This is a genomic window from Pseudarthrobacter defluvii (assembly GCF_030816725.1).
GTDB lineage: Bacteria > Actinomycetota > Actinomycetes > Actinomycetales > Micrococcaceae > Arthrobacter > Arthrobacter defluvii_A.
In genome coordinates, this window is the sequence record NZ_JAUSYG010000001.1 from 801,696 (window position 1) to 814,046 (window position 12,351).

General features: G+C 68.3%; 13 protein-coding genes. 10 read left to right on the forward strand and 3 right to left on the reverse strand.

Annotated elements, in window-relative coordinates; genetic code table 11:
* Positions 1–96: 96 nt before the first annotated feature.
* The 3 genes from QF031_RS03700 (at position 97) to QF031_RS03710 (ending at position 3,068) form a co-directional block, all read left to right on the forward strand.
* Positions 97–2,229 carry a transglycosylase domain-containing protein gene (locus tag QF031_RS03700; protein ID WP_307424252.1) on the forward strand — a complete coding sequence of 711 codons (2,133 nt, stop codon included), beginning with the start codon at positions 97–99 and terminating at the stop codon, positions 2,227–2,229.
* Positions 2,230–2,279: 50 nt separating this feature from the next.
* Positions 2,280–2,582, forward strand: a complete 303-nt coding sequence (locus tag QF031_RS03705) for a DUF4193 domain-containing protein (RefSeq protein ID WP_307424254.1) — start codon at positions 2,280–2,282, stop codon at positions 2,580–2,582.
* 135 nt (positions 2,583–2,717) lie between these two features.
* Complete coding sequence (locus tag QF031_RS03710; protein WP_307424257.1) at positions 2,718–3,068, forward strand: NADH-quinone oxidoreductase subunit A; 351 nt, start codon at positions 2,718–2,720, stop codon at positions 3,066–3,068.
* On the opposite strand, the gene QF031_RS03715 is transcribed toward QF031_RS03710, so the two are convergent.
* A complete protein-coding gene (locus tag QF031_RS03715; RefSeq protein WP_307424259.1) occupies positions 3,055–3,765 on the reverse strand; it encodes a hypothetical protein in 711 nt (236 codons plus the stop codon). The genes QF031_RS03710 and QF031_RS03715 overlap by 14 nt on opposite strands.
* A gap of 250 nt (positions 3,766–4,015) precedes the next feature.
* On the opposite strand from QF031_RS03715, the gene QF031_RS03720 reads away from it, so the two are divergent.
* Genes QF031_RS03720 through QF031_RS03750 form a run of 7 tightly spaced genes read left to right on the forward strand, consistent with a single transcriptional unit; the run spans position 4,016 to position 10,910 of the window.
* Positions 4,016–4,177, forward strand: coding sequence for a hypothetical protein (locus QF031_RS03720; RefSeq protein ID WP_307424261.1), 162 nt, complete (start codon positions 4,016–4,018; stop codon positions 4,175–4,177).
* Positions 4,174–5,115, forward strand: coding sequence for a complex I subunit 1 family protein (locus tag QF031_RS03725; RefSeq protein ID WP_307424264.1), 942 nt, complete (start codon positions 4,174–4,176; stop codon positions 5,113–5,115). Before QF031_RS03720 ends, QF031_RS03725 begins: the two co-directional genes overlap by 4 nt.
* Positions 5,115–5,738, forward strand: a complete 624-nt coding sequence (locus tag QF031_RS03730; RefSeq protein WP_307424266.1) for an NADH-quinone oxidoreductase subunit J — start codon at positions 5,115–5,117, stop codon at positions 5,736–5,738. The genes QF031_RS03725 and QF031_RS03730 overlap by 1 nt, the downstream gene beginning before the upstream one ends.
* Positions 5,735–6,037, forward strand: coding sequence for an NADH-quinone oxidoreductase subunit NuoK (locus QF031_RS03735; protein WP_307424270.1), 303 nt, complete (start codon positions 5,735–5,737; stop codon positions 6,035–6,037). The genes QF031_RS03730 and QF031_RS03735 overlap by 4 nt, the downstream gene beginning before the upstream one ends.
* The gene (locus QF031_RS03740; RefSeq protein WP_307424273.1) at positions 6,034–8,004 is read left to right on the forward strand and encodes a proton-conducting transporter transmembrane domain-containing protein; all 1,971 of its coding nucleotides are present in this window, start codon (positions 6,034–6,036) and stop codon (positions 8,002–8,004) included. The genes QF031_RS03735 and QF031_RS03740 overlap by 4 nt, the downstream gene beginning before the upstream one ends.
* A complete protein-coding gene (locus tag QF031_RS03745) occupies positions 8,001–9,488 on the forward strand; it encodes a complex I subunit 4 family protein (RefSeq protein ID WP_307424276.1) in 1,488 nt (495 codons plus the stop codon). Before QF031_RS03740 ends, QF031_RS03745 begins: the two co-directional genes overlap by 4 nt.
* Positions 9,489–9,503: 15 nt before the next feature.
* Positions 9,504–10,910 (forward strand): NADH-quinone oxidoreductase subunit N, encoded by a 1,407-nt coding sequence (locus QF031_RS03750; RefSeq protein WP_307433109.1) that lies wholly within the window; start codon positions 9,504–9,506, stop codon positions 10,908–10,910.
* Positions 10,911–10,962: 52 nt separating this feature from the next.
* On the opposite strand, the gene QF031_RS03755 is transcribed toward QF031_RS03750, so the two are convergent.
* Positions 10,963–11,778, reverse strand: coding sequence for a phosphatase PAP2 family protein (locus QF031_RS03755; RefSeq protein ID WP_307424278.1), 816 nt, complete (start codon positions 11,776–11,778; stop codon positions 10,963–10,965).
* 29 nt (positions 11,779–11,807) lie between these two features.
* Positions 11,808–12,284 (reverse strand): MarR family transcriptional regulator, encoded by a 477-nt coding sequence (locus QF031_RS03760; RefSeq protein WP_307424281.1) that lies wholly within the window; start codon positions 12,282–12,284, stop codon positions 11,808–11,810.
* Positions 12,285–12,351: the final 67 nt, after the last annotated feature.

Consider the following 12,351-nt stretch of genomic DNA (forward strand, 5'->3'; position numbering starts at 1 on the left):
CAAGAAGTCCGCGCAGCCCTTTTGGAAGCATCGGGAAAAGGCGCGGCCGCGCGTACTTTTCCGTCTGCCGCAGCCGACGAGCGAAGGAACACGTGCATGCACCGGAACAAGGCCCTGTTGCCCAAACTGCTGGCCTTCGTCACGGTCTGCGTCACCTGCGGAATCCTCGCGGCAGGTCTCTTTGTTCCCGCCACCGCCGTGGGGGCATCGGTTGCCGGGCAATCCATCAGCTTCTTCGACCAGCTCCCGGCATCGCTGGACGTGAACCCGCCGGCGCGGAATTCGAAGGTGCTGGCGAAGGACGGCTCCGTCATCGCCACGTTCTACTCGCAGAACAGGGTCCCGGTGGGCCTGGAGCAGATGTCGCCGTTCATGCGGGACGCCATCGTTGCCATTGAAGATGCACGGTTTTATGAACACGGCGGCGTTGATCCCACCGGCATCCTCCGGGCGTTGGCCGTGACCGTCCAGGGCGGCCGGCAGGGCGCATCCACCATCACCCAGCAGTACGTCAACAACATCATCATCGAATCGCTGGTCACGGACGGCGACGCCGAGAAGGTGAGGACGGGGGCGTCGAAAACCCTCGGCGACAAGCTCCGCGAAATGAAACTCGCCATCGCCCTGGAGAAGAAGTACTCAAAGGACCAGATCCTGGCCGGCTACCTCAACATCGTCTATTTCGGCAACGGTGCCTACGGCGTCCAAACCGCGGCCAGGGAGTACTTCGGCGTCCCGGCCAAAGACCTGGACCTGCAGCAGTCGGCAGCGCTGGCAGCTGTGGTCAACCGCCCCGTCTACTACGACCCCCTGACGCACCCCGACCACGTGGTGGCCCGCAGGAACGTGGTCCTGGACAAAATGCTCGAACAAGGGCTCATCACCGCCGCCCAGCATGGCCGGGCCGTGGCCTCACCCCTGGCCCTGGACGTCCACCAAACCGTCCAGGGCTGCGCCGCAGCGGCCTCGGCACCCTACTTCTGCGACTACATCAAGCGGCTGATCCTCAACGACCCCACCTTCGGCCCGGATGAAAATGCCCGCCAAAAGCTCCTGGACCAGGGCGGCCTGACCATCCGCACCACCCTGGACCCCGGCCTGCAGCGGGTGGCCCAAAAAGAGGTGGAGGCCGCGCTGCCGCCCACGGACCCGCTGCAGCGCGGCTCGGCCCTGGTGAGCGTGCAGCCGGGAACCGGGAAGGTGCTGGCCATGGCGCAGAACACCAACTACAACCCGGCGCCGGCACCGGGGAACTACATGGGCAACCTGTCACTGCCCGAGAAGGACGCCAACGGCAATCCCCTGAACGGTGCCGGTGGTTTCCAGATCGGGTCCACCATGAAGCCGTTCGTCTTCGCCGAATGGCTCAGGTCCGGCCGGTCCATGGCCACCGTCCTGGACGGGGCGGTGCGCGTCTACAAGGCCGGGTTCCCGTGGAAGAACAGCTGTGGCACCACGTCCGGCTCCTACGACCCCGCGCTCGGGCAAACCCCGCTGCCCAACGATGACCCGCACCACTACTACCCGATGACGGTCCTGGAGGGACTTTACCGCTCCATTAACACCATCACGTTCCAGAGCGCGGCGCGCCTGGATTTCTGCAAGATCCAGGAAATGGCGACGGCGGCCGGCGTCAAGAACGGCCACACGAACCAGCCGTACGACCTGTCCAGCATCGCCAGCCTCATCGGCACCCAGGACGTGGCACCGCTGGACATGGCCAACGCTTATGCAACATTTGCGGCAGGCGGTGTTCACTGCGATCCCATCGCGCTGGAATCGGTGACCGATGCCCAGGGCCACGACTACCCGGTGCCGTCGGCCAACTGCTCACAAACCATCAGTCCCGAGGTGGCCGCCGGGGTGGCGTACGCCCTCAAACCCGTCCTGGTCAAAGGCTCCGGCTACAAAATTCCCGTCAACAAGGACCGCGACATCTTCGCCAAGACCGGGACCACGGACGGAAACACCCAGACCTGGACCGTAGGGGCCACCACGGGAATCGCCACCGCCTCCTGGTTCGGCAGCTACAAGGGCTTCGGCCCCGAGTGGGCCAACCAGGACATCACGATCAACGGGAAGTACTATCCCGGCGTCAACGGGTCAGACATCGCAGGCACGCAGTGGGGCCACCTTATGGACGCTGCCGCCGGCGAGTACCAGGGAACGTCCATTCCCTCACCGCCGGCGTCAATGCTGCGGGAGGGAACGGGAAACCGGAGGAAATAACCGCACTGGCGGGTCCGTTAGCAACGGGACGACAAGAGAAAGAGGATGTTATGGCTGCTGATTACGATGAACTGCGCACCGAGGTCAAGGAAACACAGGAGCGTTCGCTGGAGGCACTCAAGAGTGCCAACGCCCCGGACGCACGGAGTGTGGTGCGGGAGCTGGATGCACCCGATGACGCCGAAGAGGTGGGCATCCCCGGAGGCGAAATCGTGGCAGAGGAACTGACGGTACAGGTGGTGCCCGCCGCCGAGGACGAGTTCACGTGCTCCTCCTGCTTCCTGGTCCGCCACCGTTCCCAGATCGCCAGGGAAAAGGACGGCCAGCTTTACTGCAGCGACTGCGAGGCCTGAGCCGCGCCGGCCGTAGCTGGTGATCCTGGCAGACCGACGTTCCCGCAGGTCAAAGGGTGTTCCTGCAAGGTACGGTCATGATAGGAAGGATCTTGGGGCGTGTCCGGCTGCTGACCAACAACGGAAAGGGACGCCATGCTGGCCTACCTGAACCTGGCACTCGCCTTCGCGCTGGCCGTTGCCGGAGTGGGCGGCCTCTACGCATTGCACCGGCTCACCGCCACCGCCAACAATCCGCTCGTCAACAAGCCCTATACCGGCGGCTGGATTCCCGAGCAGCACGCGCTCTCGCGGTATCACGCCCGCTACTATCCCGCCACGCTGATCTTCCTGGCGTTCGATGTGGAGATGCTCTTCATGTACCCCTGGGCTGTGGTGGTGCAGCAGTTCGGCGCGTCCGCGGTCATAGAGATGTTTGTGTTTCTGGGCGTGCTGATGGCCGGTGTTGTATGGGCCTGGCGCGAAGGAGCGTTCAATTGGGCGTGAGCAGCGTCCTTGCCAGGGCCGCGGTGACACGGTGCCACGTGCTCCTCGTGGAGGGGATGGCCGGATCGCATGCCCGGATGGCCGCGGAAGAGGACATGGCCCGCAGGGGCTGGGTGGGTGCCTTGTCACCCGCGGACGCGGACATCCTTTGTGTGTGCGGTGAAGTGCCGGACGGCGGGGCCGATGTTGTGGACCGCCTCTGGAACCAGATGCCGGGGCCCAGGAGCCGGACACACATCTCCCGCCCCGGTGACGTCCAGGCCCTGCTGGACGCTGTGCCAAGACCTTGGCCGACGTGGATCACCAGCGGCAGGCGGAGCGGGACCGGACCAGCGAACAGGAGCAGGACGACGGCGGGACGGACTCCCACGGCGACATGGACCACGAGGGCATGGACCACGGCGACATGGGCCACGAGGGCATGGACCACGAGGGCATGGACCACGGCGGCATGGACATGCCGATGCCGGGCGGGATCCCACTGGCCGGCGAGGGCAAGGACCGGGACGGTCTTGACCTGGATGTGCTGAAGGTGCCGCTGGGCCCGTACCTTCCGCTCTGGCCGGCCGGACTTGTCCTGCACTGCGAACTGCAGGGGGACATTGTGTTTGCCGCGGAAGTGGACCATGCCTTCCAGCCGTCCGGTGGAGGAGGTGGCGCCGGGCCGCACGGCCGGGAACGCGCCGTCGTCATCCACCGCACGGATCTCGCGGCCCGGCTCCTGGCGCTCGCCGGCGCAGGCGGGGAAGCGGCAAGGATCAGGGCCGTCCGCGACGCCGCACGCGGCGGGACCGGGATGGAGGAATGCCTTCAGCGCCTTGATGCAGCGGGGTCCAGGCTGCGCCGGAACTGGCTGTTGCGGCGGACGCTTCGAGGGGTGGGGCGCATACCGCCTCAATCCGGAGGTGGACCGGCCGGAACGTATGCCTGGGACAGGCTGCTCCTTTATGGTCAATGCCCGGGCGGGTGCCTCCCCGGCAGGCGTCGACCCGGAGGACACACTGCCGGGGCTGGTGCGCGGACAGGAACTGTCCGTGGTCCGCCTCATCGTTGCCAGCCTTGACCTGTCGCCCGCACCCGTGCCGGCGATGGAAGGGGAAGCCACATGAGCGGCGGTGCGGTGCAGCAGCTGCCCTACTGGGGTCCGGTCGCTGCCGTTGCCGCCCTGGCCGTGCTGGCGTTCTCCGCGGCGGTGGCCGACGGGGTCATGTCGGCACGGGCCGGGGGGATGCGGCGGGGCGGCTTTGCTCCGGTTGCCGAAGGGGCACGGCTGCTGCGCCAGCGCAGGCGCACCACCATTGCGGCGGACGCCGTGCTGCGCCAGGTGGGCGTAGCGGGGCTGGTGGTGGCCGCGGCCCTGAAGGTTGCCGTGCTGCCGGTGGGCGCATGGGTGGTGTCCGACCTTGAGGTGGGGCTGGTCTGGTTCAACGCCATGGACGTGCTGGTCTGGGCCTTCGTATGGCTGGCCGGATGGGGCGCCAACAGCGTGTATCCGCTGGTGGGCGGGTACCGCTTCCTGGCCCTGGCGCTGGCATACGAGCTGCCGCTGATGTTCGCGCTGACCGGCCCGGCAGTAGCGGCGGGCAGCCTGCGGATGGGGGACATCGTCGCTGCGCAGGAAGGCCTGTGGTTCGTGGTGTGGATGCCCGTCGCGTTCCTGGTGTTTGTTGCCGCCGTCCTGGCGTTTTCACTGCAGCGGCCCTTCACCGCCCCCATTTCCGCCGACCTCGGGGGCGGTGTCCTGGCCGAGCTCTCCGGCATGGACCGGCTCCTTCTGCTGGGCGGCAGGTACTCGCTGCTCGCCGCGGGGTCCGGCTTCGCCGTCGACCTTTTCCTGGGCGGTGGGTCCGGCCCGTGGTTCCCGGACTGGCTGTGGTTCCTGGCCAAGACCGTTGCCCTGCTCTGGCTGCTCGTGGCCCTGCGCCGGCGGATTCCGCAGCTGCGGCCGGAACAGCTGATGGCGCCGGCGTGGGTGGTGGGCCTTCCCCTGGTCCTGGTGCAGCTCCTCATTGTTTCAATCATCACCATCGCCGGAAGGGGCAGCTGATGCTCGAAACGGTTCTGTTCGCTGCCCTTGCCGTGCTTGCGGTGGCTGCGGGAGTGGCGGTGTTCCGCACGGACTCCATGGCGCGGGCCAGCTATGCCCTGGCGGCGTCCTTTGTGGCGGTGGGCCTGATGCTGCTGCAGTTCCGGCTGGAGTACATCGGCGTGATCACCGTCCTGATGATGGTCATGGAAATGGCGATCATGGCCATCTTCATGATCATGTTCATGGGCATGAACCCCGCCCTGATGCCCATGGACATGGTCCACAGCAAGAAGGTGGCTGCCTCCGCCGCGGTGGGGTTGTTCCTGCTCCTGGCCACCGGGATCCTGCTCGCCGACTGGCCGGAGGGCCGGGCGCCCGCCACCGGGAACCTCACGGAATCGCTTGGCGGGGCCGTCATGGGCTCCAAAATGCTGGTGATGCTGGTGGTCAGTCCGGTGCTTTTCGCCACGCTGGTCTCGGCCCTGGTCCTGGCGAACCCCCGGGGCCGGTACGCCGCTTACCCGGCTGTGCCTGCTGAGGACGACGCGGACGACGGCGGCAACCAGCACGGTGCGCACGCGGACGACGACGGCAACCACCACGGCGGCCACGGAAACCACGGGGACGGTGGGCATCAATGAGCCTTGAGCTGGTGCTGATCGCGGCGGCGGCGCTGTTCTGCGTCGGCCTGTATGGCGCCATGTCCCAGCAAGTGGTGGTCATGGTGATGATGGGCCTTGAACTGATGCTGAACGGCGTCATCCTCGCCGCCGGCGCGTTCTGGTGGTTCCTGGCCCCGGCGCCCGACGGGCAGGTGCTGCTGCTGGTGGTGATTACGGCGATGACGGTGGAAATGGCGATGGGTTTTGCCGTTGCCATCCTGCTGCACCGCTCGCGCCGGACGGACATGACGGACATGGCATCGGACCTGGCCGGATGAGCTGGCTGCTGTTCCTGCTGATCGGGCTGCCGGCTGCCGCCGGGGTGGGCCTGGCCGTGGCCGGACGGGCAGCGGACCGGCTGGCCCCTTGGCTGTCCGCCGCCGTCGCCGCGCTTGTGGTGGTTATCGCTTCCGCGGCGGCGGCCCTGCGGCCTGCCCTCTCCGTCCCTTTCCTGTCCGGGACCAGCTTTGGCCTGGAGGTCGATTCGCTGAGCGCGCTCCTGCTGCCCGCGGTTGCGGCCGTGGCCTTCCTGGTGCTGGTGTACGCCGCAGCTGCGGGCATGGCAGGCCCGGCGCGGTTTCATGGCCTGATGCTGGTGTTCATCGCCTCGGTCCTGGTGACGCTGACCGCCGCAACGCTGCCTGCGCTGCTGTTTGCCTGGGAGATCATGGGCGCCGCTTCCTATGCGCTCATCGCTTTCCAGTGGAAGGAGTCCCGGCGGGTGTCCTCCGGGCTGACCGCATTCGTGGCCACCCGCACCGCCGACCTTGGCCTGTACCTCGCCGCCGGAGCCGTGCTCGCCGCCGCCGTCATGTCCGGTGACGCACTCTCCGGTGACGCACTTTCCGGTGACGCACTTTCCGGTGACGCAATGTCGCTGGCCGGGCTGGCCGGCCTGCCCGGGCCCTGGCGGGACGTTGCCGCCGGCGGAATCCTGGTTGCAGCCCTGGGCAAGGCCGCGCAGCTGCCCTTCAGCTTCTGGCTGTCGCGTGCCATGGACGGACCCAGTGCCGTCAGTGCGCTGCTGCACTCTGCCGCCATGGTGGCGATGGGCGGCTACCTGCTCCTGCGGGTCCAGCCGCTGCTGGCCACCACGGGATGGGCTGCCGACGCCGCCGCCTGGACCGGGGCAGCCACCGCAGTGGTGCTCGGGCTCATTGCCGTCGGCCAGGAGGACCTCAAGCAGCTGCTGGCCGCCTCAACAGCGGCACAGCTGGGCTTCGTGGTCATGGCCGCCGGGGTGGGCGACGCCGCCGGCGGCGCCGCACACCTGATGGCCCACGCCGCCACCAAGAGTGCCCTGTTCCTGGCCGCGGGCGCATGGCTTGCGGCCCTGGGTACCAAGCGGCTGGCGGACCTCCGGGGAGCGGGAAGGCGCTGGCCCGTGCTGGGCGCCTTCTTCACCCTCGCCGTACTGGCACTGGCCGGCATTCCGCCGCTGTCACTGTGGGCCACCAAGGACAACGTCCTCACCGCCGCACGCGAGCACTCCCTGCCGCTCTATCTTGCCGGGCTGGCGGGGGCCCTGCTTTCTGCTGCCTACGCGGCCAGGGCTGTGGCGCTGATCTGGAAGCCCATGCTCCCGGGGACCTCTGCCGGCTATGACACGGAGGAAGCGGGAAGCCGGACCGTCACCGGCTGGCAACAGGTGCCCGTCGCCGTCCTGGCCGCCGCGGCCGCGGTTTCCGGCCTCCTGGTGCTGGGGCCGGTGGGGGACGTGGTGCGCGGAATGCTCGGCAGTGAGGCAGAATCATCCCTGCCTGAACTTGCGCTCTCCGGCGTGCTGGCCCTGGCCATGCTGATCGCCGTGTGGCGGTTCCGCGGATCGCTCCCGTCCATCCCGGGCGCCCTGTCCTGGCTGCAGATGGAGCGTGCGGCCCACATCCTCCTGTTCCGTCCGGTGCTTGCCGCCGCCGCCCACCTGGCCCGCTTCGACGATGCCGTCCTGGCCCGCACTGCCGGCCGCACCGCGGAACTGACCCTGCGGGCCGCGCGCGAGCTCAACACGGCAGACGCTGCCCTGGACTCCGGGACAGAGGCCACGGCCGGCGCCGCGGCACGGGCGGCGGGGCGGTCCGCCATCACGGACCAGGCCATTGACGGCGCCGTCACCACCCTTGCCCGCAGCGTCCGCGCCGCCGGCAGGGCGGCCCGCCGGCCACAAACCGGGCAACTGCACCATTACTACGTCCAAGCCGCAGCGGTCATCGTACTGGCGGCCGTCCTACTCATCGTCGTGAGGTGACCTTGCTCAGTCTTGCCATCCTTTTCCCCCTGGCCGCGGCAGCAGCAGTCCTGCTGTCCGGCAGCCGGGGCGGCGGCCTGGCCCGCTTCGTTTTTGCGGGCGCCGCCGTGGCCGAGGTGCTGATCGCCGCAGTCCTCTGGGCGGGATACGGGGACACCGGGCCCGGACGCCTGGCCTACGAGGAACAGGTGCGGTGGATACCAAACGTGGGAAGCAGCTACCACGTGGGCGTGGATGGCCTGTCGCTGCCCCTCATCACCCTCACGGCCGTCATCTTCCTCGCCTGTGCGGTCTACGACTGGGGGGCAAAGGACCGGCCCGGGCCCAGGGCGGCCCTGTTCCTCTTCCTGGAGGCAACCAGCATTGGCCTGTTCGCCGCCCAGGACCTCATCCTGTTCTTCCTGTTCTTCGACCTGTCCATCGTCGGCATGTACTTCATCATTGCCGGGTGGGGCCACGGGGACCGGGCACGGTCGGCGCTGAAATTCTTCCTGTACACCTTCCTGGGCTCGCTGGCACTGCTGCTCGGTTTCATCGGCCTCTACCTCGGGGCCGCACCGCATACCTTTGATATCCCGGAACTGCTGCGGGCCCAGCCGCTGCGCGGCAACCCTGCCGGCCTGTGGGTGCTGGGCGCCGTCGTCGTTGGCCTGGCCATCAAGACCCCCACCGTGCCGTTCCACACGTGGCTGCCCCCGGCCCACACGGATGCGCCGTCCACCGGGTCCGCGGTCCTGGCGGGCATCCTGCTGAAGATGGGAACCTACGGCTTCGTGCGGATTGCCATGCCCCTGCTCCCGGAAGCATGGCGGGCGTGGACACCGGTGCTGATCGCCGTCGGGGTGGTGTCCGTCCTGTACGGCGCCCTGGTTGCCCTGGCCCAAAGCGACCTGAAACGCATGATCGCCTACACGTCCGTCAACCACATGGGCTACATCATCCTTGCCCTGGCCGCGGCCGGCGCCGGCGGAAGCCAGGCGGCCAGGGAGACCGCGGTGACCGGAGCCGTAACCCAGATGGTCAGCCACGGCCTGATCACCGGGGCGCTCTTCCTGCTGGCAGGTGTCCTCCACAGCCGGGCCGGTACCTATGACATGGGCGCCTTCGGCGGACTGGGCGGACCGGCGCCACGTTATGCGGCGTTCTTTGCGGTGGCCGCGTTCGCCTCACTGGGCCTGCCGGGATTCAGCGGGTTCATCGCAGAATTCCAGATCTTTGCCGGCAGCATCGGTGCCGCACCGCTGACGGCCCTGGCGTTGCCCGGCATCCTGATCACCGCCGCACTCTTCCTGCGGGCGCTGCAGCGCGTGTTCACGGGGGAGGTGCGTGGAAAGTCCCCGGGCCTGGCGGACCTCCGCCCCGCCGAGGCTTTCTCCGCCGGCGGCCTGCTGGTGCTTTCGGTGCTGGTGGGGCTCCTCCCGGTTCCCTTGCTGGACATCATCGCGCCGGCGTCGGCGTGGCTGGTCAGCCAGGTGGGAGGATAGCCGCCTGTGGAGTCCATGGATGCGGGCGCGGACGCGTTGGTGCTGCTGCCGGAGATCCTCATGCTGGCCGGGGCCATCGCCGCTTTGCTGGCCGGATCGTTCCTGCCCCGGGAGCGGCAGTGGGTCAGCCGGGCGATCGGGGTGGCTGCCTTGGCGGGCGCCGTTGCCGCTTCCGCCGCCGCCCTGTCCGGCCCCGGCGCCTCCGCCTACTCCGGCAGTTATGTCGTCGACGCCCTCAGCAGCGGCGCACGGCTGGTGGTTGCGGTCTCCGCGCTGCTGGTCATCACGCTGGGCACGGACGAACTGCGCGGTGCGGAGCGGGAAAGCGAAACGTACACCCTGATCCTGCTGGCATCGCTGGGCGCCATGGTGCTGGCAGGCGCTGCCGACCTCCTGGTGCTCATTGCAGGGTTCCTGCTGGCCAGTATCCCGCTTTACGCCCTGATCGGCTTGGCCCGGACCCCGTCCGGTGCCGAGGCCGCGCTGAAAACCTACCTGCAGGGCGCCTTTTTCGGGATCCTGCTGATGCTGGGGGTCACGGTGCTCTACGCCGCAGCCGGAACCACTTCCTACTCCGGCCTCCGCGCCGGGCTCGGACCGGCCTCCGGTGCCATCGTTGGGGTGGGGCTGGTCTGCGTCCTGGCAGGCCTGATGTTCAAGGCAGGGGCGGTGCCCGGGCACTTCTGGGTCCCGGATGCTGCCGAGGGGGCCGGGACGGCGGCGGCCGCGTTCGCCACCACCGTTCCCAAAATCGGCGGCATACTGGCTGCCTACCGCCTGCTGGAGCACATGCCTCCCACCGTGGCCTGGCCGCTCCTGGTCGCCTTGCTGTCCGCACTCACCATGACACTGGGCAACCTGGCTGCCTTCGCCCAAAAGAATCCCCGGCGCCTGCTGGGATGGTCCACCGTCAGCCAGGCAGGCTATCTGCTGATGCCCCTTTCCGTGGCCGGGGCTGTGCCGCTGGCCCTCCCCGCCGTCCTGGTCTACCTGGCCGGCTACGCAGCCAGCAACCTGGCGGCCTTCGCAGTCATCGGAGCCTACCCTCGCCGAAACCTGCTCACCGCCTATGAAGGCTTCGCCACCGCCCGGCCCTGGCAGGCCGTGGCACTGGTGGTTGCCCTGCTCAGCCTGGTGGGGACACCCCCCACCGCAGTCTTCCTTGGGAAACTGACTGTCTTCACTGCCGCGTGGGACGGCGGCTTTTGGTGGTTGACGGCGATCGCCGCCGCCAATACGGTGGCCAGCCTCTTTTACTACCTCCGCTGGCTTGCCCCGGCCTTCCGTGCCGCGTCCCCCGATTCCCCCGGGGCAGGGGACTTCAATCCCCGCCCGTGGGCGGCCGGTACCGCGGTTGCGGGAGCTGTCCTCACCCTGGCCGTCGGCATCGGCGGTGGCCTTGCCTGGGCGGGGCTTCCTTGAGCGGGCGGAGGCCTTGGCTGCGGAGACTCAATCGGGGCGGAAGCCGCATAGGCTACTTCCTTCCGGTGCCGCCGGGAGCCTTCGGTTCCGCGCCGGAAACAGGTCTGCTGGACGGCTCTGCTTCCCCGGCAGCCCTGGCAGTTCGCCACGTGTCCAGGGCGATGACTGCGCCCACGATTGCCAGGGACAGGAACATCGAGGCAAACGCATCGGTCAACCAGTGGTAGCCCAGATACAGCCGGCTCAAGGTCACCAGTCCGATGCCGAGCACCGCGGCCACGGACCACAGGGTGGCCGCAAGCCGTTTGGCCTGGCGTCGTGACGTGACGAGGTATGCCAGGACCAGCAGGAAGTCGCACGCGCCCAATACATGGCCGGACGGAAATGAGGGGCTGGGATCCGGCCCTAGGAGCATGGCATCCAGGGGCGGCCGGGACCGGTGGACTATCGGCAGGATGATCTCCGAAATGACCACTCCGGCCACCATCGCTCCGGCAAAAAGCAGGGGCCGCCAGGCGCGTCTTTCCGTGAAGGTCCAGGCGACGGCGACGACCAGGACGATGATGGGCATCGCCACCGGCCCGAACACCAGCGCCACCGGCGTCATGGCGGCTGTCAGCGCATCGGACCGGTGCGACAGCAGCCACTGCCGGACGGGATGGTCCAGGACACTCAGCCCATCGTCATGGAGGACACCCCACAAGGTGAGGGCGAAGAGCGCCGCACCTGCCAGGACCAGTGCTGTGGCTGCAGCGTAGAGGCTGAGCCGGACGCGGGCGGATACGTGCCGGTGGTGGACGGCGAACAAGTGGTGGAAGGCCCCTGGGGCCACCGCAACCAGCCGGGACCCGTGGCGTTTTCCCTTCATGTGCCGTGCTGCCGGCATCCGTGGCGGACCTAGATTCCCAGCAACAGGGTTTCTGCGGCCGAGGGTTCTCCTGCAGCCAGGGCGAACAGCTCAAAGCCGGCGGCAACCTTGTCCTGTTCTGCCGGCGACAGGCCGGCCAGCACCTGGGCGATCTCCCGGCGTCGGGCCTGTGTCACGTCCTCCACAATCCGCAGCCCCTGTGCGGTTGCGGAGACCATGACTTCGCGCCGGCTGCCCGGGCTCTGTTCCCGCAACAGCAGCCCCGCCGTTTCCAGCCGCTCGGCGGTCCTGCTGAAGCTTGACTGGTGGACGCCGAGGAGTCGGGCAAGGTCACCCATTCGGGCCGGCCCCCGCGAGGCCAGCAGCACCAACACGCGGAACTGTGGCAGTGTGACGGCATCGGACACACCTGCCAGGGAGCGGGCAACCAGTCCCAGCAGGGCCCGCGACGCGGTGAGGGTGTGTTCCAATGCCTGGCTGTGTCCGGCCGCAGCTACCGTACCCATGTGTTCCCTGCTCCTCTGGTCGCCGTTCCCCCAGCGTTTCCATGTGTCATTACATAGGTTAACCCCT